This is a genomic window from Kitasatospora sp. cg17-2 (assembly GCF_054031055.1).
In genome coordinates, this window is the sequence record NZ_JBSSXW010000005.1 from 1 (window position 1) to 19881 (window position 19881).

At 71.5% G+C, this 19881-nt stretch carries 22 protein-coding genes; 8 read left to right on the forward strand and 14 right to left on the reverse strand.

What is annotated here, in order from left to right; translation table 11 throughout:
* Positions 1–612 precede the first annotated feature (612 nt).
* The 4 genes from ACW14Y_RS42500 to ACW14Y_RS42515 form a co-directional block, all read right to left on the reverse strand.
* Complete coding sequence (locus tag ACW14Y_RS42500) at positions 613–864, reverse strand: hypothetical protein (protein WP_456989040.1); 252 nt, start codon at positions 862–864, stop codon at positions 613–615.
* 87 nt (positions 865–951) lie between these two features.
* Complete coding sequence (locus ACW14Y_RS42505; RefSeq protein ID WP_456989042.1) at positions 952–1311, reverse strand: SH3 domain-containing protein; 360 nt, start codon at positions 1309–1311, stop codon at positions 952–954.
* Between the two features lie 668 nt (positions 1312–1979).
* Entirely contained in the window at positions 1980–2600 is a 621-nt protein-coding gene (locus ACW14Y_RS42510) for a hypothetical protein (protein ID WP_380392347.1), read from the reverse strand.
* 2 nt (positions 2601–2602) lie between these two features.
* Positions 2603–4384, reverse strand: coding sequence for an acyltransferase (locus ACW14Y_RS42515; protein WP_456989044.1), 1782 nt, complete (start codon positions 4382–4384; stop codon positions 2603–2605).
* A 345-nt stretch (positions 4385–4729) separates the two neighbouring features.
* Here ACW14Y_RS42515 and ACW14Y_RS42520 point away from each other — a divergent pair, with 345 nt between their 5' ends.
* Entirely contained in the window at positions 4730–6232 is a 1503-nt protein-coding gene (locus tag ACW14Y_RS42520) for a hypothetical protein (RefSeq protein ID WP_456989046.1), read from the forward strand.
* A gap of 152 nt (positions 6233–6384) precedes the next feature.
* Here ACW14Y_RS42520 and ACW14Y_RS42525 read toward each other — a convergent pair whose 3' ends face one another.
* The gene (locus ACW14Y_RS42525) at positions 6385–6822 is read right to left on the reverse strand and encodes a hypothetical protein (RefSeq protein WP_456989048.1); all 438 of its coding nucleotides are present in this window, start codon (positions 6820–6822) and stop codon (positions 6385–6387) included.
* A gap of 284 nt (positions 6823–7106) precedes the next feature.
* Between ACW14Y_RS42525 and ACW14Y_RS42530 the strand changes: the two genes are divergently transcribed.
* Entirely contained in the window at positions 7107–7604 is a 498-nt protein-coding gene (locus ACW14Y_RS42530) for a hypothetical protein (protein ID WP_456989050.1), read from the forward strand.
* 710 nt (positions 7605–8314) lie between these two features.
* On the forward strand, positions 8315–8593 hold the full coding sequence (locus ACW14Y_RS42535) for a hypothetical protein (protein WP_456989052.1): 279 nt from the start codon (positions 8315–8317) through the stop codon (positions 8591–8593).
* A 90-nt stretch (positions 8594–8683) separates the two neighbouring features.
* Here ACW14Y_RS42535 and ACW14Y_RS42540 read toward each other — a convergent pair whose 3' ends face one another.
* The 9 genes from ACW14Y_RS42540 to ACW14Y_RS42580 all read right to left on the reverse strand — a co-directional run bounded on the left by ACW14Y_RS42540 (position 8684) and on the right by ACW14Y_RS42580 (position 17511).
* A complete protein-coding gene (locus ACW14Y_RS42540) occupies positions 8684–8809 on the reverse strand; it encodes a hypothetical protein (RefSeq protein WP_456989054.1) in 126 nt (41 codons plus the stop codon).
* On the reverse strand, positions 8806–9768 hold the full coding sequence (locus ACW14Y_RS42545) for a hypothetical protein (RefSeq protein WP_456989056.1): 963 nt from the start codon (positions 9766–9768) through the stop codon (positions 8806–8808). The genes ACW14Y_RS42540 and ACW14Y_RS42545 overlap by 4 nt, the downstream gene beginning before the upstream one ends.
* A gap of 308 nt (positions 9769–10076) precedes the next feature.
* Positions 10077–10412 (reverse strand): hypothetical protein, encoded by a 336-nt coding sequence (locus tag ACW14Y_RS42550; RefSeq protein WP_456989058.1) that lies wholly within the window; start codon positions 10410–10412, stop codon positions 10077–10079.
* 154 nt (positions 10413–10566) lie between these two features.
* Entirely contained in the window at positions 10567–12156 is a 1590-nt protein-coding gene (dnaB, locus tag ACW14Y_RS42555; RefSeq protein ID WP_456989060.1) for a replicative DNA helicase, read from the reverse strand.
* Positions 12157–12237: 81 nt separating this feature from the next.
* On the reverse strand, positions 12238–13431 hold the full coding sequence (locus ACW14Y_RS42560; RefSeq protein WP_456989062.1) for a helix-turn-helix domain-containing protein: 1194 nt from the start codon (positions 13429–13431) through the stop codon (positions 12238–12240).
* On the reverse strand, positions 13428–13559 hold the full coding sequence (locus ACW14Y_RS42565) for a hypothetical protein (protein WP_456989064.1): 132 nt from the start codon (positions 13557–13559) through the stop codon (positions 13428–13430). Before ACW14Y_RS42565 ends, ACW14Y_RS42560 begins: the two co-directional genes overlap by 4 nt.
* Positions 13560–13956: 397 nt before the next feature.
* On the reverse strand, positions 13957–14640 hold the full coding sequence (locus ACW14Y_RS42570) for a RibD family protein (protein ID WP_456989066.1): 684 nt from the start codon (positions 14638–14640) through the stop codon (positions 13957–13959).
* 4 nt (positions 14641–14644) lie between these two features.
* Entirely contained in the window at positions 14645–16081 is a 1437-nt protein-coding gene (locus ACW14Y_RS42575; RefSeq protein WP_456989068.1) for a helix-turn-helix domain-containing protein, read from the reverse strand.
* A 119-nt stretch (positions 16082–16200) separates the two neighbouring features.
* Complete coding sequence (locus ACW14Y_RS42580; RefSeq protein WP_456989070.1) at positions 16201–17511, reverse strand: GNAT family N-acetyltransferase; 1311 nt, start codon at positions 17509–17511, stop codon at positions 16201–16203.
* A gap of 292 nt (positions 17512–17803) precedes the next feature.
* Here ACW14Y_RS42580 and ACW14Y_RS42585 point away from each other — a divergent pair, with 292 nt between their 5' ends.
* The 5 genes from ACW14Y_RS42585 to ACW14Y_RS42605 all read left to right on the forward strand — a co-directional run bounded on the left by ACW14Y_RS42585 (position 17804) and on the right by ACW14Y_RS42605 (position 19848).
* Positions 17804–18349, forward strand: coding sequence for a hypothetical protein (locus ACW14Y_RS42585; RefSeq protein WP_456989072.1), 546 nt, complete (start codon positions 17804–17806; stop codon positions 18347–18349).
* 185 nt (positions 18350–18534) lie between these two features.
* A complete protein-coding gene (locus tag ACW14Y_RS42590) occupies positions 18535–18966 on the forward strand; it encodes a hypothetical protein (protein WP_456989074.1) in 432 nt (143 codons plus the stop codon).
* A gap of 5 nt (positions 18967–18971) precedes the next feature.
* Positions 18972–19103, forward strand: coding sequence for a hypothetical protein (locus tag ACW14Y_RS42595; RefSeq protein ID WP_456989076.1), 132 nt, complete (start codon positions 18972–18974; stop codon positions 19101–19103).
* Positions 19104–19326: 223 nt separating this feature from the next.
* Positions 19327–19590 carry a hypothetical protein gene (locus tag ACW14Y_RS42600; protein WP_456989078.1) on the forward strand — a complete coding sequence of 88 codons (264 nt, stop codon included), beginning with the start codon at positions 19327–19329 and terminating at the stop codon, positions 19588–19590.
* A gap of 108 nt (positions 19591–19698) precedes the next feature.
* Positions 19699–19848 carry a hypothetical protein gene (locus tag ACW14Y_RS42605; protein ID WP_456989080.1) on the forward strand — a complete coding sequence of 50 codons (150 nt, stop codon included), beginning with the start codon at positions 19699–19701 and terminating at the stop codon, positions 19846–19848.
* The last annotated feature ends 33 nt before the right edge of the window (positions 19849–19881 follow it).

Here is a 19881-nt window from a genome sequence, read left to right on the forward strand (position 1 = left end):
AGTGTCACCGAACCGAGGCTTAAGACAATTCTCGAGCCAGAACACGCGGCGCCCGGGGCAGTGGTCTACACCTGTCCTAGTGGTCTAGACCGATCAGGCCCGTCCGACCCCTGACAAACCCTCCAGAATCACCCTGAGCGTGTATCAGGAATCCGCCGTCGGCCAATCCCGCCGCAACCCCTATGCCCATCTGACCGCACATCACCATCGCGCCCTGTTTAATCCCAGGAACCGGCCCCGGTGTCCGCCCGAATTTCCACCAGGCGCAGCGGCTGGCGACCGGCACCGGCCGTTGACGATATGACGCGAAATTCGGGTAGCAGCCACCACCGCCGGAATTGCTCAACCATTCCATGGGAATCCCCCATACATGGGAATCGTCCATAAAGGGGCGGTGGGAATTCGGCTGGGACCAGAATTACAGGCCGTCTGCGAGGCGGATCGGGGTGGTCAGGAGGAGGAGCCGGCCAGTCGCACTCGGTGGCCGGTAGGCAGCGTGGCCGCCCAGGCGCAGCACGACGCCGAGGACGTCCAGGACGTCGAGGCGGGGCCCGGCCGCCGACCCGGCCGCAGTCGGCGGCCGGGTCCCGGTGCGGGGCAAGGCGGCGGTGCTTACGAGTGCTGGGGCTGGTTGTCGGGCCTGGGACGCCGGTAGGCCGGCCGGGGCGGGGAGGCCAGGCGCAGGGCTGCGGTACGGGTGCGCTCCAGCCAGTCGGCAAGCCGGGCGATCGTGGTGTCGTCGAGGAGCGCGCCGAGCTGCTCGACGGCTTGGTGGTCGTTCTCGTCGAGGTCGTACAGGCCAGCACGGGCCAGTGCCGTCCGGAGCGCCTGCGCCCCGCGGCTGCTGCCCCCAGGAGTGCGCACCGGGTCCCGCGGTGCGAGTGAACGCGCGCCCCCTGCTGATCGCGCAGAGCCGGGTCGGCGCGGCCGCGCCGACCCGGCTCTGCGCGATCAGCAGGGCTTGATGTTGGTCGCACTCAGATAGAGGTTGGAGACCCAGCCGTACTTCGTTGACGCCGTACGGACGTAGGTGAACCCGTCGGTCGTACACCAGAGGTCGACCTGGTTTGTCACCTTGGCGGTGTCGACGATCGTGCATTCCCACGCGGGGCCGTTGCGAAGGTTCACGTCTTGCGTGAAGAACTGGGCGTAAGGCCTGGTGTCACGGTTGGCAGGAGTGACACCGCAGGCGGCGAATCCCTGGGTTGCTGCTTCACTCGTCTGCCCAGTGGATGCTGAGGTGGGCGAAACGGTCGCGAAGATTGCCGCAGTCGCAGCTGCGGCTACTCCGATCCCCTTGAACAGGCGCAAGATCTTCCTCCTTCGAGGCCATGCTCAGCGAATGCTGTGCAAGACATGCGAGTAGAGATGTTGTGCGCGCATTACATTGCCCGGCGCCGTGTGGCGTCTTGACTCCACACGGCGCTCTAGTTTGTCTTACCTTTGTCTGACATTTACACGAAATGTTGCTCGCCAAAAGGCGCCTATCAGCCATATCGGTGCAGGGGCGCCTGGTCCTGCCGGTGCGGGCGGTCCGGTGGGGTTGGCGAACCGGCTGCGGTCCGCGCCCGCCGGATCCGGGGCAGTGCCCCTCGCCGTGCCCGGCCGCCAGGCTCAGGAGCAGGTCCGCCGCAGGCGTCGTGACCGATCCGCCGCCCGACCGACCAACAACAACAAGGAGAGGGGCCAGGAGAGGGATGTCAGAATTTCCGGCCGCCCGGATATGCCTTCTGACCTGGGCGGATGCCGGACCTTGGCGCGGTGGGGGTGGTGACGTCAGGAACTGCGTCGGGAGTCACCCCAGGACCTACGTCAGGAGTTGCGTCAGGAGTGGGCCGGGGTGGTGGCGGGGCCTGACGTCGCGGCCGGCGGGTGCCTGCGGGCCGCTGGCGGGGGGCACGACGGCGCCCTGGTCCCGGGGCAGCGGCTCCGGTTGGAGTCGCTGCCCCGGGACCGGGGCGCGGGTTGGTGGGGGGTGGTCAGGCGCCGAGGCCGACGTGGGAGACGTACTGGTAGGCGCCGTAGTCGGAGTCGAGGTCGCTGATGATGTCGTCCCAGATCTCTTCGAGCCGGGCGCCGTCGCCGGTGGTGAGGGCGTCGACGGCGTCGTCCCAGACGTAGCGGACCTGGAAGGAGCGGACCCGCAGGTTGTCGCGGCGGCGGTTCTCGTCCACGGGTGCCTGGTTGATGGGGTGGATCTCGATTTTGGATCCGCGCCCACCGCGGTTGAGGTGCTGCTTGAACGCCCCGGAGTTGTTGAGGACGTTGGCGGCACGCAGGTTCCAGTAGGCGGTGTCGATCGCTTCCTGGGTGGCCGGCCTGGGGGTCTGCTTGCCCTTGGCCCAGGCCCGCTGGGTGGCGGGGGTGGCGGTGACGCCTGCGTCGGCGAGCGCCTGGGCGCCGCCCTTGGTGGTCCGCAGGTACCGCATCCGGGCGCCGAGGCCGCGCCGGGTCGAGACGGGGGACTTGATGCCGCCCTCGATGATCATCCGCTCCAGGGCGTCCTCCAGGGCGCGGGCGAGCCCGACCGAGCCGTGGACGTTTCCGGGGTCGCCGCCGGCGCCGTAGCGGCCGAAGTTCTTCCATCCGTCGGTCGACACTTTCAGGCGCTCCGCTTCCGGTTGAGGGGCAGGGTGTACTGGTCCTTCAATTTCATCTGGTTGGCGAGTCGGCCCTCCGTGAATACGGTGCGCCAATCGGTCTCGCCGGTCACGTGCAATTCGTCGGTACCGCGCAGGCGGACGATGGTGAGGCCGCCCTCGTGGGCGCGGTGTGCCTTGTACCAGAGGTTGGCGAATGCCTGGCTGCGGATGATGTGCATCCAGTCGGGTCGGCGGATGTCGCGGTTGAAGGTGGATTCGCCGATGGTGGAGGCGAATTTGGCGTAGATGGCCTTGACGTATTCCAGGGTGACGTGGTCGTTGTCGTTGAGGGCGTTCTCGCGGGCCTGGGTGAGGACGCGGCGGAACTTCTCCAGCAGCCCTTCGCTGGCGCCGGAGGTCCAGGCTTCGGTGATGTGCGGGGCCTCGCTCAGGTCGAGCTTGTGGCAGCGGATCAGCAGGCGGACGGTGGCGCTGTCCAGGAGCACGGGGCCGGTCTCGTGGCGGTTGCCGATCGGGTCGGGCAGGTGCGGGTGTTCCCAGGTGGGGCGCTTGGGCAGCAGGTAGATGCCGGAGCGCTTGGGGTCGAATCCGCCGTCGGGCTGGTGGACCAGGGAGCCGATCGGCAGGTGGGTCTTGAGCGCCGAGCAGTAGGCGGCGTTGGTGTCCAGGACGTCGACGTCCACCTCGGCCGGGTCGCCCTTGCGGACGGCGGCCATGAGCGGGCCGTTCTCCCACTTGTGGCGTCCCTCCCAGATTTCGTCGGCACCGCCTCGGGTTTTCTTGGAGAGGAATTCCAGGCGCTCCGGATAGACGGTGTGCTCGTACGCGGCGCCGACCCGGGTCGCTTCGAACAGTGCCATTCCGTTCGGAATTGCTTTCTTCTCCAGGGCGGCGGAGGTGGCCTCGGTGTCGCCGTCGTGCTCCTCGAGGGCCTGCTCGACGGCCGAGGTGATCATGTCGAGGTAGTAGCCGAGGTCCCGGCCGGTCCCGGCGTACTCGCGGCGCGGCGCGGCGGGGGCCGCCTGGGCCCTGCGAGCGACCTGGCGGGGCGCAGCGGGCGGGACGGCGGGGGCCGGGGCCGGCTGTTCGGCGACGGCGGGCGGGGCGGCGGGGGCCGGGGTGGTCGGGGTGGTCGGCTGCGCCGGGGCAGCGGCCGGGGCGGGCGCGCAGAAGCCGCCGAGGTGCAGCGGGCGGCCCGCGATGCGGTGGCGGACCGGGCGGCCGCAGTGCTCGCACGGCGCGGGCGGGTGCTCGATGGGCTCGCCGTCGGGGCCCCGGTCGTAGTCGGCGCCCTGGACGGGAGCGGCGGCCGCGGGCTGCCCGGTGGCGACGGCCCGGTGCTCGATGTCCGGGGCGGTCGGCTGCTCGCCGGGGCGCGCCCGGTGGCCCGGCACGGGAGTGAGCGGCACGAACGGCTCGGTCCGGGTGCCACGGCTCGGCGGCGCGTCCGACCGCGGATGCGGGGCAGGGGCGGGGGCCGCCGGGGTGGAGGTGTCCGGCACGTCGGTCGGCTGCTGCTGGGGTGCTGCGGCGCCTGGCGGCCAGGTCATGGCCTGGGCGGCGCGGGTGGGGCCGGCGAGCAGGTCCAGCGGCGCCAGGCCCCAGTGCCGGGCGAGGGCGTCGACCTCGTCCAGGCCCCAGGGCTGCGCACCGGACTGACGGCGGGACACCTTGTCCTGGGTCAGGCCGATGCCTTCGGCGAGCTCGGCCTGGCTCTCTTTGGTGCGCTGACGGAGGGCGGCGACGGTGAGCCGCAGGGTTTCCAACGTACTGAGTGCCATACAGGCATTCTATCCATTCCCCATGGAGAATTTCCATAGCATGGGCATAGGTTCACTGGATCGAGTGAGACGGTGCGTGCTCCGCCGACGGTCCGGGGGGCCGGGTCCTCGGTCGGGGGCCGCGTGCCGCTCCAATCGGCCGCCAGTGCCAGGCACACAGCTCAGCTCCGGACCGGGGCCGCACGGGGTGGCGTCGGGCCCGGCAACACCCCCCCAATCCGGGAGGGTCCTGCTTCCCCGGGGTCGGCTTCGGCACGGCCGGGTCGGGGCAGGGAACTTCCCGGCCGCCGTGTCCACCGAGCGGCCACCGACCGTCGCGAGGAAGTCCCGGACCCTGGGGGTATCGTGCCGCCGTCCGCACTGCACGCCTTGGCCGACCTGCTCGACCGTTCGTTCGCCCGGATCGCCGACGCCGCTGTCGACGCCCGGACCCTCGACCGGCAGCTGATCCACCGTGAGACCAACCCCTGGCGTTCGTACGCCGGGGACCACGTCCTCCCGCTGTTCACCGCCGCGTCCTCCCGGCCGGCCCCGGCCGGGGAGTGGCTCGCCCGCAGGGCGCTGCGCCGGATGGGGGAATCCGACAGTGAGCAGCACGCCTGGGTGTCGGAACTCCCGGGCGCGGCGGGCCTGCTGGGGGCCGCACCGGCCGTCGATCCGACCGTCCCCGAGCGGGGCTGGGACGGGGAGCTCCAGCCCCCCGCGGTCCAGGCGCTCGGCCGTGCGGCCCTCGCGCCGTACGACCCGGCCGCCGCCCGGTTCACCGGCCTGTCGCTGGAGTCCGTGCCCGGCGGGGTCGACGCGTCTGTCGGTCTGGAGCTGCCGCGCCGCTACGCCGTCAACGGGCCCGAGCGTCAGCCCGCCAGGATGGCCGTTCGCCTGACCGGGGTCACGTTGTCCGCCTTCGAGGGGGGCCGCGGCTCGTCGGGCGAGCTCGGCTGGTCCACCGACGAGGGCCGCACCGAGGTCCTGGTGGGTGGTCACGGCCGCCTGGTCGCGGAGCGGTCGGAGTTCCGCAACGGCGACTGGTACTGGCACGACAGCGAGGAGGGTCTCGCCGCCGCTCTGCTGTACCCGCCGGTCCCCGAGGGGCGGCGCGAGCGGCGGCGGGCGCGGCGGCGGAACCACTGGACGGACCGGGCCGAGCGGTGGCCGCTCCCCCTGGACCGGAGCTCCCACCTGGCGGCCGCACTGGTGCGGCAGGCACTGGCGAGGGCCTCGCTCGGTGCCTGCGCCGACCGGAACGAGCAGCGTGCGGTCCTCGACGTCTGCCGGGTCTTCCGGGGTGCGGGGACGGATGTCCTGGCGGCCGGCCGGCTGGGCGGCAAGGGCTTCCGGGCCCTGATCCACCGCTGGGCGGAGCTCGGCGGCGATCCCATGGCGAACTGGTTCGCCAACGTGCTCCACGGGAACAGCGGGACCGGCCCGGCCGGGGCCTGGGGGCGGCGGCTGGCCCTGGAACTGAGCCAGCGGCCCTGGCCGACGGCCGCCGGCCTCCCCGCCCTGCCGCGGGCGGCGGCGCTGCGGCTGCTGACGGCCGACTTCGAGGGGATCCGGCTGCACCGCCAACCCGGCACGGCCGTGCTCCAGTTCGCTCTCCCGCCCCGGGACGGCGGCGGGCGCCGGGAGGGCTGGGACCTGCTGACAGTCGTGGTCGAGGGGATCACCCGCCTGCGCGTCACGCCCGGCGCCTTCGCCGAGCCGGGGCGGGTCGACCACCTCAACCGCCGACGCCACGCCCTGGAGTGGGGCTCCAGCCTCTGCGTCTCGTGGCACCCGAAGACCGGGCTGATGCGGACGGTGGGCCAGGAGCCGGAGATCCGCCTGGTGGGGCGGAGCGACGGGTGACGCCCCCGGGGTCGGCCCCGTGCCCCCGGCCCGGAGGGAACAGCCGGCAGGCCGAACCGGCCGGCGCCGTTGTCGTGGCAGACCGCCCGGAGCCAGTCGTCGCCCGGCCCGGGGCCCGCGAGGGCGCGGAGCTGGACGACGTACGGGTGGCTTCAGGTGCCCGGGAGCCGGGGGTCCTCCGCCGCACGCATCCGGGCGAGGAGGTCCGGGAGGTCCTCCGGCGCGAAGGACCGGTCGCTCGACATGACGCAGGCGGCCACGATCCGGGCCAGGGCGTCCACGGCGTCCCCGGTGGCGGTGACGGACCACACCCGCAGGCGCTCGCGCAGGACGGCGCTGTACCGGGCGCCCGGGTCCGCCAGCATCCGCTCCGACGCCGCGACGATCTCCTCGGGGCCCAGAGCGTCGTGGATCCCGGAATGGGCGACGACGACCGACTGGACGATCGCCTCGCCGTACTCGGCCAGCACCACCGCCAGCGGCCGCTCACCCGGCCCGTCCACGCGCAGCGCCCCCCGGCCAGCGCCGTCCTCCAGGAGGACGGCCTCCATGTAGGCGATGCACCTCAGCCGCTCACCCGATGTCACCACCGGGCCAGGCTCCCGAGACCCCGACAACCCCGACAGGCCGGAGGCCTCCGAACCCTCCAGGCCCGCTTCGCCGCCGGGCGGCGGCGTCGCTGCCGGGAATTGCGCACGGCACCGGCCGGGCCGCCTCCGGGTTGTCCCGCACCGCGCATGCGGTGCGGGCGCTGCACCGGGTGCGACAAAGCCGTCCTTGCTACACGGAGGGCAGCAAGGGGTGCAGCAGGGGGTTTCCGCGCTGCACCCGCTGCTGCCCGTGACCGGCAGGGACCCGGGCCGGTTGCACCGGTATGACGTCCTCTCCGCCGTCCCGGTCGCCGGCCCCGGTCCCGCTCGACGGCACCGCCGCCGGGCACCTTCCCCCGGCCGGGCCGACCGACGGGGAACTCGCCGCGCTGCAGAGCGCCGCGGCCGCCGGTGAGCGGGCGGCGGCATGGGTGCGCGAGCTCGCCGACCGCCAGCCTGTCGACGTCCACGGCACGGTGCTGGGCCTGGTGGCCGACGCGATCGAGCGGGCCACCGGTCGCGAGGTCGTCCCCGACGGCGAAGGTCACCTCGCGGAGGAACTGCGCGACCGGCTGACCGGCTACGCGCTGATCGGCGCGGCCGCCCCGGCCGGCGTGCCCGAGCTCGCGGCCGGCGAGCGGATCGCACTGGCGGCCGTGGTCGCCCTCGCGGCCGCGATGCCCGGCACCGCCCTCACATGGTTCGAGCGGGAGCTGCCCCTGCTCGCCGAGGTGATGGACGACGCCGTCGCCGCCGGCCGCGCCGCCGACAACGGCCGGTGAACGCGGTCCGGCCCGGACGGGCACGGCGGGCGCTCGGCCCCGGCACCGCCCGGGTCCTCGCCGACACCGTCCGCGCACCCCGCACCCCTGGTCACCGACCGCCGTCGAGGGCACGCTGCGCGCCGTTCTGGAGCGGTTCGAGGCGACGGCCAAGCGGTGGCGGGACGCCTTCGACGACCTGGACGAGGACGTCCTCGCCGAGGCCGCGAGCGAGGCCCGAGCGTTCGGATCCGATCCGCCCGGGCCGCCGCCGCAGGCCTCGACCTGACGATGCCGGACGCGCTCTGCGCGGCCGCCACGCACCGCCTCGACGCACCGCTGCTCGCCGCCGGCCTGCTGCCCGCCGAGGCGCCGTAACCGCGACCGGGGCCGCGCCGGGAACCGGCCACGGCACGCGCGAACCCCCAGGTGCTCGCCGCCGGGGGCGTGAAGGGGCCGGGCCCGGGGACGTAGGGGGGGTTGGTCCGCCGGGGCCCGGCCGTGGGCCAGCAGCGCCGGGGGACATGGCGCAGCCGCTCTGGCCGGCGGCCCGGTGGTGCTGTGGTGGGGCCGCCGTGCCGGGAACAATAGACCCGCCGACCGGCGGTGGCCAGGGCTTTGACCTGCGATTTTCCGGCCGCGAGCATGTCATTCCGAAGGTGTGGCCCCGGGTCCGGACCGGTGGCGTCGGAGGGGATGTGCTCCGGCCGGCGGTGCGCCACGACGGCGCGATGAACGACGACACCCGGGCGATGGTCGACTTCCTGCGCAAGCGGTACCGCAGCAGCGTCGAGACCCACGAGAGCATCTTCACCGGCTTCACCGACGGCCGGATCGGCGCGGAGCTCGGCGGCACCCCCGAAGCCCGCGCCGACTTCGCCCGCCGGGCCCTGCACGAGGCCGAGTCGGTGCTGGAGCTGTTCGAGACCACCATCGTGGCCCTCCTCGGCACCGCCGGACCCATGGTGGTGGCGGCGCTCCTCGGTCGATGCGTCTTGGTTGCTGCATGATGGAGACGGTGGTGGCCCCGCCCTCAACGGGGCGGGGCCGAGAGACGGGCTTCACTACGTGATCTTTAGACCGGGTTCCTACGCCGTGGGTCAGCGGATCAGGTAGTGGAGTCCGTCGACCAGCACGGCTGTGATCACGCCGCTGATGATGCTGGCGACGATCACACCAGGCATCGTGGTGGCGTTCCGCCAGCGCGAGTGGTTCTTCGGGCTCATTTCTCCTCACCTCCTTCCGTCCGGGGAGCGGAATCGGCTTCGGTCTCAGGCCGGACGAGCCTCGTCGGCTGGACGAAGTTGGGGAGAGGACCGAGGCCGGTAAGAAGCGCGGCGGAGGGGTCCTCCGCGGCCTTCTCCAGAGCGGCCTTGGCCTTGTTGTTCACGTTCAGGTCGTAGGGCGGGTTGAAGGCGTACAGATGCCGCACGCCCCAGCCGGTGACGGTCTCGGTGGTCATGTAGACCTCGGCGTCGGTCATGGTGAGCACCCCCTCGTCGATGAGCTTGTCGATGCCCCGGCGGAGCGTCGACTCGGAGATGCCGTAGTAGCCGGCGAAGGTCGCGGTCTGGGGCAGGCCGAAGGTCGGCTGGCGCAGGCTCATGCCGATCAGCAGCACGATCTTGCCGGGCATGTCGAGCCGGTTGTGCAGCCCCTCGCGCCAGTACGCGAAGGGGAGCCGGAAGTACACCTCCTTACGCCGTCCCTTCTCGCCGCCGGCCGGAACCGTGTACGGCTCGTGGCTGCCGTCCTCAAGCAGCTTGGTCACCTTGGCGAGCCGACCGCTGGTGCTGCGGGCGACCAGGCCGAGCCCGGCGAGCCGGTTCCACAGGCGGGAGACCGCCGAGCCTGCGGAGCCGTCGGTCGCAAAGGTCAGAGCGATGGCCCGGCCCCAGGTCTCGGCACGCTCAACGGCGCCGAAGTCGCCGCCGCTGGTGAGCGCGTAGAACAGCAGCAGCAGGTCCAGAGCCTTCTCGTGCCGGACCAGCCGGCTGAGCGGGCCGGGCTTCTGGACCAGGGCCGCCACATCCTCGGTGTCCTGGACGAAGGCGCGCCGGATCGGCACCGCCTCACCGCGGCGCTTGGACTGCTGGAGCAGCAGTTCGATGGTCTCCGCCTGCGGCAGCACGCCACGGTCGCGGACCGGCGTCGGGGCGGAGGCGGTGATGGATGTCCTTTGCACAACTTCAGTCTGACGGAGCCGAACCTCCAGACGGGCGCGCGTCCTCCGCGACCACGCCTGCCGGACGACGCTCTCGGTCGGTCCTATGAAGACCTATGACAACTATGACGCCAGGTATGAGCCCAGTTTGGGTCGGTGGTGCCCAATTCGGCCTAGGGGCAGCTGACCACAGACGCAGATCACAAAAACGATCATTAACACTTCAGAAAATGATCACAGTTCAGTGGATGCCGCTACTGCGGTTCTGCTCAAATCGCGATCACAGCTTTGCCAGAAGGAGCTGGCCCGGGGCTGCCTCCGGCGGGCGGTCACGCCCAGATGATGTCCCCGTCGTCACCCGGGCCGCCGCCGTGGAAGCAGTGCGGGCAGTCGCAGTAGTGGCCGGCGTACTCGGCGGCGAGCTGGTCGTGCCGGGCGCCCGGGTGGACCCGCAGCGCGGGCCACCCGCCGTCGACGCGCTCGGCGGCGACCGCGGCCCGGACCGCGGCGAGCATCTCCGCCACCAGGGTCAGGCGGTGGTCGACCAGGTCCGGGTGCTCGGCGAGCTGGCCGCGGACGGCGATGTCGGAGTAGTCGGTGATCAGGGCGGTCGCGGCGACCTGCAACGAGTCCATCGCGGCGTTGATGTCGGTCGTATCGGTCATGGCGGAGTTCCTTTCGATTCGGGAGGGACAGTGCTGCTGCGGGGGCGAGGCCCTAGATCGCCTTCTGCGTGGTGATCATGACCCCGCCCCACTCCATGGGTGCGGGCGGGGCTGCGGGGCGGCCTGAGGGGCACTCAGGGCTCTTCTCGCACCTCTACAGTCCGAGGTCCGACGCCGTGTTCGAGCTGGGGGTCCACGCGGCACCATCGGCGTAGGCGTCGTCGGCCGGGCCGGGCTCCATGTCGCGGGCCATGTCGACGATGCGGCTGTAGTGACCCTGGAACGCGGCGGTGATCACGGCCTGCGGGCCTCCGCGGTGCTTGGCCACGTTCAGCTCGACCTCGCCGGCCCGCGGGGACTCCTTCTCATGCATGTCCTCGCGGTGCAGCAGGATCACGATGTCGGCGTCTTGCTCGATCGAACCCGACTCGCGCAGGTCGGAGAGCAACGGCCGCTTGTCGTTGCGCTGCTCGGGACCGCGGTTGAGCTGGGAGAGCGCCACGACCGGGCACTCCAGCTCCTTCGCCATCATCTTGAGGTTGCGGGAGATGTCGCTGATCTCCTCCTGCCGGTTGCCGTAGCGCTTGCTGCCGCCGGACTGCATCAGCTGGAGGTAGTCGACGACGACCAGGGCCAGTCCACCCTGCTGCTGGGCGATGCGCCGGGCCCGGGAGCGGATCTCCATCAGGGTGAGCTCCTGGGAGTCGTCGATCACCAGCGGCGCGTCCATGACGGCCTGGGTCCGGCGGGCCAGCCGCTGGACGTCGTCGTCGTTGACGCTGCCGGCCTTGATGTGGTGCAGCGCCACCCGCGCCTCGGCGGAGAACAGCCGCTGGACGATCTCCGCGCGACCCATCTCCAGGGAGAAGAACGCGGCCGGCTTCTGCTGGTGCACGGCGCAGGCCCGTGCGAAGTCCAGGGCGAGCGTCGACTTCCCGACGCCCGGCCGGGCGCCGATCACGATGAGCTGACGGGGCAGCAGGCCGCTGGTGAGCTGGTCCAGGTCGGCGAAACCGGTGGACAGCCCGATCAGCTTCTTGCGGGTCTTGGCCGCGTCCAGGTTGTCGAAGAACAACTCGACGTCGTCGCGGACCGGGGCGAACGGGGTACTGACGGTGCGGGCGCTGACCGCCTGGTAGATCTCCGTCTGCGCGGCCTGGGCGATCTCGTCGAGCTCGCCCTCGGCGGCGTAGCCCATCGCGGCGATCCGGGTGCCGGCCTCCACCAGGCGGCGCAGCACCGCGCGCTCGTGCACGATCTGCGCGTAGTACTCGGCGTTCGCGGCGGTCGGCACCGAGTTGACCAGGGTGTGCAGGTAACCGCGACCGCCGACCCGCTCCAGGTCGCCACTGCGGGTCAGCTCGTCGGCCACGGTGATCGGGTCGGCGGGCTCGCCCTGGGCGTAGAGGGCGAGGATCGCACCGTGGACGGTCTCGTGCGCGGGCCGGTAGTAGTCCGCGGGCTGGAGGACCTCGACCACGTCGCCGATCGCGTCCTTGGACAGCAGCATCCCGCCCAGCACCGCCTGCTCGGCCTCCAGGTCCTGCGGCGGGACCCGCTCGAAGCCGTCGCCGGCCGGGGCGTCGTCGCGACTGCCGCGGGTGCGCCCGCCCCAGCGCGGCGCGGGCAGCTGCTCGACCGCCGGTGCCTCGGTGGGCACCCAGTCGTCCTCCGGCAGGTCGTCCGGCCCGTCGTCGGGCAGGTCCTCGGGCTCCAGGGCCGGGTCGTCGGGCAGTACGCTCATGGTGAATCTCCTGTTCGAGGGACGGTTCGATCCGGCGGCCGGGGGTGCAGACCCCGGCCGCCGCTTTGCTGCTCGAGAAGGTCAGGCGTCGACCTTCGGCTGCCACGGCACGCCCTCGGCCGCCAGGATCTCGGCCATCGACATGCCCTGCGGCTTGGACGTGCGCCGCTGCTCCGCCTCGTTGAAACAGGTCGGGCAGTCCAGCGGGAGCGCCGGGTGACGCGAGCACTTGCTGGCGTCCGGCTTCCGAGGCGCGGCGGGCTTGGCCGGCGCACCGGCGTACTGGGCCGTGGTCGCCTCCGCCAGGCCGACCCAGGTCGGCTGGGTGGTGCCCATCCAGGCCGCCACCGAGACCAGCCACTCCACCGAGGCACCCGCTGAGATCAGCGCCCGCGCCGAATCGGTGAACTCGGCCAGTGCGGTGCGGCGGCGGTGAGGCCCGAAGCCAGCACTGTTCCTGGCACCGGTCCAGGCGGCCACGACCCGCAGCACCTGCGGGTCGTCGGCAGCGGCGTCGGTGTCCGACCGCTGGCCGGGCACCGACGGCGTAGCCGTCTCGCCGTTCTCTGTTTCGATCCTCTCACTCTCCGTTACCTCAGAGGCTCCCGTGACAGCCGCGTTCGACGCGACGTCCGGGAGAGAGAAGAGGACAGAGTTAAAGGACAGATTTGGGGTGCTTGAAGCACCCCCTCCCAGTGCTTCAAGCACCCGGGTGCTTGAAGCACCCGGGGCAAATTCGGGCGAATCGGTTGAAATCCCAAGGGGGGTGCTTGAAGCACCCGGGGTGCTTGAAGCACCCCCCTCCTCACTTGCAGTGCTTTTGGAGGCGTCCTTCGTGTCCCTCTTCGGACGCTTCGTCCCCTTGTCTGCGCGGGCCTTCTTCTCCGGCGCGGGACCCAGGTCCGGGCGGTCCTCCGGGCGCAGCGGGGCCAGGCCGCGGTCGACGCGCTCCTGGTTGACCTTCTTCATCTGGTCGGGGCTGTAGAAGCTGAACGGGATGAGCACGTCGTAGACCTTCGGGCGGACGTGCTCCGGGATCCGGAACGCCGCCCGCTGGTCGCCCTCACGGATCAGGCCGCGGGCCTCCAGCGCTCCCAGTCGTCGCGTCACCGTTGACTTGTCGCACAGGCCTGACTTGGCGAGCGTGTTGCGCGACGGGTAGGAGTCGGTCCCGTCGCTGTTCGCCCGGCGCGCCAGAGCGATCAGGAGCAGGCGCTCGTACGGGTCCGACACAGGCGAGTGCTCGGCCGCCCACTCAACAGGCAGGAAGCTCATCGCGACACCGCCGATCCGGCGGAGACCGCCAGGAGCAGCCCGGCCTGGCCGGCGGGCGGGGACGTGCGGGTCAGGCCGGCGAGGGTGCGGTCGGCCTTCTGGGGCGGGCCGGACCGGTGGATGCTCACGCTGGTGGAGGGGCCTGCGGAGCGAGCCTGAGTGACGCGGCGATTCCGCAGGGTGACGGGGCTGTGCAACGGACTACTGCCTCTCCGCCGCCGCGATCCCGCCAGCACCAGACGTTGTCCGCCAGTTCGGGTGCGTGAGACGGGTGTCTCTCGCACCGAACTGGGGAAGCCTGGTACCGTCGAACCACAACGGCTCCCCACGTGGGGGTTTATACGGATAGCGCAAGCGGCCCAAATCTTGGCGGATGCAGGGCCGCTTTCGCGTTTTCTGGACTAGGTGACGCCCGCGAGCGGACGTCCGGTCGAGCCTATCCCGGCAGGGAGCTGAGCGTGTCGGTCACACGCCCGCGTATCCCATGGCGGTCCAGGCAGCGGAACGTCTGGAGTCAGCGGACGGTCAGGCCGAGCGGTCCTTCGGCGCGTAGCGGAGGAGGACGACGTCGCCAACCGGCCGGGCCTCGAGCAGGCGCATCCGGGCTGCGGACCCACCCGGATAGTCGGCGGAGCCGAGGAACCGGGGTGCCTCGGGGTGCCCGACCAGCAGCGGCGCGACCGCGAGGTGGATCTCGTCGGCGAGGCCCTGGGCGACGAGCTGGGTGTGGATGGTGCCGCCTCCCTCCACCATGAGCTGGCGGACTCCGCGCTGGCCGAGCTCGTCGAGGACCAGGCCCCAGTCGAGATCCGGGCCGGTGCTCACCACGTCAGCCAGACTGCCCAGGGTCACCCTGACCTTCTCCGCCGCAGTGTCGGTGGTGAACACCAACTTGCCGCCCCCGTGGTGCCAGAACTTCAGGTCGGGATTGAGGTTGCCGGTCGCGGTGACCGTGACCTTGAGTGGGTACTCCGACCTGCCGTCGGCGATCCGCTTCGCACGGCGTTCCGGACTGTTGACCAGCAGGCGCGGGTTGTCCTTGCGCATGGTCGTGGCGCCGATCAGGATCGCGTCGGACTCCGCGCGGACCTGATCCACCCGGTCGAAGTCGTCTGCGTTCGAAAGCAGCAGCCGGGTGTCGCTGGCGTCGTCCAGGTAACCGTCGACCGAGGTCGCGGCGGACAGCAGTACGTACGGGCGGGAGGTCATGAGGTCATGCGTCCTGTTCGGTCTCGTGGAGAAGGGATTCGTTGAGGGTTCGGCGGAACTCGGCGACCTCGGGCAGGCGGGACCAATCGGCCAGCTCCTTGTCGAGCCGGGCGAGCTCGGTGAGGATGCGGCCGGAGCCGGTGTCCTCGGCAACGGCGAGGGCGTGCACGCCGGCGACCGCGGCCTCCTCCGGACGCCGGGCGCCGGCGAGCGTGACGGCCTGCCGCGCCATGTAGACGCCGCGGTCGCGGTGGTAGCCGTCCGGGAGCAGCCGGATCGCTCCGGCGAAGGCGTCCGCGGCCTGGTCGTGGCGGCCGAGGACTTCGAGACCGCGTGCACGGTGGACTTCCACGTACGCGGCGTTCAGCCAGGAGCCCCACGGAGTCGGGTCGGCAGCCACCCCGTCCAGGGAGTCGCGGACCTGGTCGATCGCCCGCTCGCTCTCGGAGGCATCGCCGCGCAGAGCGTGCCCGTACGCCTCGTAAGTCCGGGCAACAGCGGCAAGCCGACTGCGGGGCCGTGCCATCCGCTGCGCGGCTTCCGCGAGGTCGACGACCTCGGCCAGGTCGGCCATGTCACCGGCCAGCTGGGCCTTGCGGGCCATCACGTACGAGGTCAGCTCACTGTCGCCGACGGTGTGCGACCACTGGAAGGCCCGGTCCAACCAGTACCCGGCCTGCTCGTTGTTCCCGAGGTCCTGGTAGAGCCAGGACAGGAACTCGCCGTACTGGGTCTGCAGCTCCGCCAAGTCGCGGCGGTCCGAGGCCGTGGCGTCCTTGCGGAGCTCCTGGATCACGCCGATGTGCTCGCGGACCGTCGCGATGACCTGCCTCGGACCGAGCAGGTTGTCGCTGTCGATCAGCAGCCGCCGCGTACGCCGCAGGTGCTCCACGGGCGTTGCCCCGTACGCCGACGCCGCACGGGCCTTGCGCGCGAGCGCCGACGTCGTTCCCCGGTCGGCGGCCGCCGCCGGCGTTCCCACACCTACGGCTGCCGCCACACCGAGGCCGACCCCGCCGCGCAGAAGCGCGCGTCGATCGAGATTCACCCAGACCACCGACCCGTCTCGTAGACGACAGGGGACGGACATCCCCTCACCGTCCGACGCTGCCTGGTGAGGCAGGGTCAGGGCCAGAGCTGCCGAGGCTTTGGCCACATGGGCCACGGGACTGGCCACATCACCCTGGCCGATACCGAGGTCGTCCCAGGCACGCAGCAGGGAGCCGCAGGCGTTCAGCGCGGCGTCGAGCCGGACGACCTGGGCGCGGTCGGGAACCCGCTCGGCGCGCTCGAATCGGCCCAGGTGGCTGTGGTCGATCAGAGCAGCGGCAGCTAAGCCGCGCAGGGACATCCCGCGGCCCTGGCGAAGCGCACGAAGCTCGTAGCCCCACCGGTGACGTGGTGATGCGTCAGGTGTCAGCTCGTTCGGTCGCTGGCCCATGCTGCCCCCAAGGCGTGGCCTACGTGGCCAATGGCGCTGGCCACATGTCGGATCTGGAAGTCGAGGATCACTGCGGACTAGAACCGAACTATCAGCAACCGGTCCAAGTCAAGGAGTGATCAGTGAGCGGGCGCCTCGGTCAGCTTCGGCCCGACGTTTCGGGTCTGGCCAGCAGGTCGTTGGAACAGGGCACCGCTGCCTCGGCCCGCCATGTCGACGGTGCGGACGTGGGTGAAGGCGCGGTTGCTGTAGTAGGCATGGAGGTCGGAGTTGTCGCGCCACGCGTCCAGGCGGAGCCACTGCTTGCCCTGTTCGGCGGCTCGGGTGCTGGCCCAGTCGAGCAGCGCCGAGCCGAGTTCCAGGCCGCTGACGTCACGGCGAACGACCATGCGGTGGACGTACAGGGCGGACTGGGCTGTCTCCTCCGGGCTCCAGAAGTCTGGGTCGGCATGCTCGTCGACGGTGACGGTCGCCACGGGCGCGCCCTCGTCCTCGACGATCCAGCACTCGCCCGCCGCGATGTTCTCTGCGATGCGCTCGGCGCGCGGTGGGTACTGCCACTGCTCGGTGCCCAGTTCGCGCAGCCAGGAGGCCGCGTGCCCCCACAGGTTCACCACGGTCTCCAGGTCGTTCTCGACCGCCAGCCGGATGGTGGGGCTCGCGCTCAGCTTGGGCTTGCTGCGCTCGTAGGTGATGACGTGCCGGTCACCCGGCAGAACGTTGGTCACGACGCGCACGGGGCGGCCTTCCTCGGTGTAGCCGGTGCAGAGGTGAACGCCCACGGGGGTGCCGGGGCCGAGCTGGAGGCGGTCGGACTCGTCAGGGGTCGGCATCCGTACTTGGATCTCGTCCAGCGCCCGGACCTGTTCGTACCCCAGCTCCGCCATCACGACGTTCGCACCGCGGGCGATGTCGTCCGGGCTCATGATCTCGCTGCTCTGCACCAGATCCAGGGGGAAGTGGCTGTCGTTGGTGTTGTACGGCACGCCGTCGATGAACCGGACACGCCGACGAACAGCCGCCAGCTCGCCCTCGTCCAGTTGCAGCCGACGCCGCACCTCTGGGGACGGGACGACCACGCTCACCTCGATGAGTTGGCCGGCCTCGCGGCCCTCCTGCTTCATCTGGTCGAGGAAGGAGTCCATCTCCGGGGACAGCGGCCGCTTCATGAACTCGGCCTGGGGTCGGTAGACCATCGGCCGGCGGCTGCGGACGAAGTACCCGCGCGGGCGCTCGCTCACGATCAGGCCCTCGTTCACCAGGACCCGCAGCCCCTGGACGGCCGTCGAGCGGGTGGTCTCCCACTCGGCTGCGATCTCCGCTTCTGTAGGCAGCCGCGCGCCGGGCCCGAGGGTTCCGTCGGCGATCTCGGAGCGGATCTTGTCCGCGATGCGCTGGTAGAGGGCCCTTGCCCTACTGCTGACTGCCATGGCAGATGTCTACCTCCCTCTCAATGACTAGTCAATATAGCCGATGCGCTTGACGATGGGTCGCAGAGTGTGCAACCTTCATTGCAGCGGGCATTGAGTAGTCAATCTACTTGGCCTAGTCAAACTTCATAGCTCTTACCCTGCGCCGGCTGATGGTGAAGACCAGACCCGGAGGCCTGCGCGGGGGAGCAGCCCAAGCAGCTGTGCTGCCCAGGCCTCGCGGACGACACGTCGGTCGTGAGGTGTGGAGACCACAGCAGCCCCCGCCACTCCGACTTCTCGGGAGACCGCGATGCGCAGCAACTCTCGGCCGGCCCTCCGGCTCAGCACCCTCCGCCCCAACCAGATCGAGATGACCCCCGGCCTTCCGGCCTCGCTGGTATGCCCCGACTGCTCGGTCTGGCGTCGCATCAACCGCAGCAAGGTCCAGCCGCACTTCCTGGACGACGGGACGACGTACTGCCCGGCCAGCGCCCAGCGCGTTGAGAAGGACGTCACCCCCGAGCGGTGGGCCGCGCAGATCGAGGAAGGCGTCGCGGAGACCGCCGCGCGGAGGGCGACCACGGTGTTGAAGAAGGTCAAGGCCCTGCAGCCCGAGGCGGTACTCCACATCGCGCAGGGTCGCCCGGCCGAGCCCACCGTCTCCGCCAAGCAGGTCGCGCGGAAGCGAGCCAAGGGCTGGGAAGCCGTCCGCTTCGGCGTGCTCGTCACGGACGCGCTGCGGCAGCAGCCGCTGTACGGCGCGCGGGGTCCCCTTTTCTCGCTGCCCCTGCCCAATGGCGTGGCCACCGAGCCGCCCCGGAAGCACCGGAAGCGGAAGGGCCGCCTCGCCGCCTGACATCGCCCAGCACTGACCCGCCACCAGCACGAACGACCACGGCCGCCGCCGACCCGATCACCGGGTGGGCGGCGGCCGTGGCTGCTCGTACGCAGCACAGAGCAGCAGGACGGCCCCGGGGATTGCAGCCCCGAGGCCGTGGTCGGTCGCACCACCCACCAGCAGTAGACGAGAGGAAAACGACCGTGAACCCCATGATGGCACTCTTCGTCGACACCCCGAAGACCACCGGAACCACCGGACCCGCCGACTTCGACGACCTCTACACCCGGTACGCCGGCCAGCTGCTCGCGGCGGCCGCCGAGGAGCTCGCCGACCTCGGCCCGGACGCGGCCGACCTGGACGAGGACCTGGCCGACGCCGTGTGGGACGACGTCGCCGCCGGCCGCTACCCCGAGGGCGCCCGCGGCCTGGACGGCCTCCTCGTCCTCCTGGCCGAGAAGGTCCACCGGATCGGCGCCCGGGCGGCGGCTGCCAGCGAGGCGGTCCGCGAGGTCGTCATCGACCTGGACGACCTCGCCGACACCAGGCCCGCCCCCGCCGGCGTCGTGCGGCCGCTGCCGGTCACCGTCTCCGCCGCCGTCGCCGCCCTCCGCTCCCTCCCCCTGGCCGGCTGACCGCGATGAGCAGCCAGCACCTGGGCGACGCCGAGGTCGCCCGCCGCATGGAGGCCGCCCGGCAGGCCGCCGAGGCCGCCGAGCGCGCCCGCCAGCAGGCCGAGCAGCTCCGCCAGCAGCAGGGAGGCACCAAGTGACCCGCGCGTTCGGCGGCAGCAACGGCGACGGCAAGAAGCCCTCCGACCCCCACCCGCCGATCACCTCGAAGGGCAGCGGCCGGTGAGCAGCCCCGAGGACAAGGCCTGGACCCAGCGGCAGATGGACGAGCTGCTGCGCCGGGCCCGTGAGATGCACGCGAAGGCGCAGACCGAGAAGGCCGGCGGACAGCCGCAGTAGCCACGACACGAGAGGAGACCGTCCGTGATGCCGTCCGAGGAGTACGTCGCCTGGCAGGCCGGGCTGGAGCAGATGAACCGCGACTACGAGGAGGCGGACCAGGCCGAGTACGTCGCCTACATGGACGCGCTCGACGCCCGCGACGTCGCGCGCTGGGCCGACCCGGTCCTGGAGCAGCCGGCCACCAGCGGCCTGCTCCTGGAGCAGCGGCACGTCCTGCACGAGGCCGCCCACCCGGAGACCGTCGCCGGCCTTCGGCGCCTGGCCCTCCTGGCCCCGTCGGTCTGACAGCGGTTGCCGTCGTTCGCCGCCGCACCCCGCCCCGGACGACCGGGTGCGTGGTGCGGCGGTGTTCGTCGGTGCCCGACAGCGCCGTACGACGAGACGGAGGACCTGATGGACCAGCAGACCAGCACCGCCACCGACGACACGAACACCGCCACCGACGACACGAACACCGCCACCGACACCGGCGACGGCCCGGTCGCCGACCGGACCGAGACCCCGACCTCGACCGTCACCAGCATCCCGCTCGACCTGATCTGACCAACCCGCCCCCGGATTGCCGTTCACCGCCGC

What these genes read in the sequence shown, in the direction of transcription:
- ACW14Y_RS42515 (WP_456989044.1), bottom strand. Translation starts at nt 4,384, where the DNA reads ATGGCACTCAGTACGTTGGAAACCCTGCGGCTCACCGTCGCCGCCCTC.
- ACW14Y_RS42530 (WP_456989050.1), top strand. Translation starts at nt 7,107, where the DNA reads ATGACGTCCTCTCCGCCGTCCCGGTCGCCGGCCCCGGTCCCGCTCGAC.
- ACW14Y_RS42535 (WP_456989052.1), top strand. Translation starts at nt 8,315, where the DNA reads ATGAACGACGACACCCGGGCGATGGTCGACTTCCTGCGCAAGCGGTAC.
- ACW14Y_RS42540 (WP_456989054.1), bottom strand. Translation starts at nt 8,809, where the DNA reads ATGAGCCCGAAGAACCACTCGCGCTGGCGGAACGCCACCACGATGCCT.
- ACW14Y_RS42550 (WP_456989058.1), bottom strand. Translation starts at nt 10,412, where the DNA reads ATGACCGATACGACCGACATCAACGCCGCGATGGACTCGTTGCAGGTC.
- dnaB (WP_456989060.1), bottom strand. Translation starts at nt 12,156, where the DNA reads ATGAGCGTACTGCCCGACGACCCGGCCCTGGAGCCCGAGGACCTGCCC.
- ACW14Y_RS42560 (WP_456989062.1), bottom strand. Translation starts at nt 13,431, where the DNA reads ATGAGCTTCCTGCCTGTTGAGTGGGCGGCCGAGCACTCGCCTGTGTCG.
- ACW14Y_RS42570 (WP_456989066.1), bottom strand. Translation starts at nt 14,640, where the DNA reads ATGACCTCCCGCCCGTACGTACTGCTGTCCGCCGCGACCTCGGTCGAC.
- ACW14Y_RS42575 (WP_456989068.1), bottom strand. Translation starts at nt 16,081, where the DNA reads ATGGGCCAGCGACCGAACGAGCTGACACCTGACGCATCACCACGTCAC.
- ACW14Y_RS42580 (WP_456989070.1), bottom strand. Translation starts at nt 17,511, where the DNA reads ATGGCAGTCAGCAGTAGGGCAAGGGCCCTCTACCAGCGCATCGCGGAC.
- ACW14Y_RS42585 (WP_456989072.1), top strand. Translation starts at nt 17,804, where the DNA reads ATGCGCAGCAACTCTCGGCCGGCCCTCCGGCTCAGCACCCTCCGCCCC.
- ACW14Y_RS42595 (WP_456989076.1), top strand. Translation starts at nt 18,972, where the DNA reads ATGAGCAGCCAGCACCTGGGCGACGCCGAGGTCGCCCGCCGCATGGAG.
- ACW14Y_RS42605 (WP_456989080.1), top strand. Translation starts at nt 19,699, where the DNA reads ATGGACCAGCAGACCAGCACCGCCACCGACGACACGAACACCGCCACC.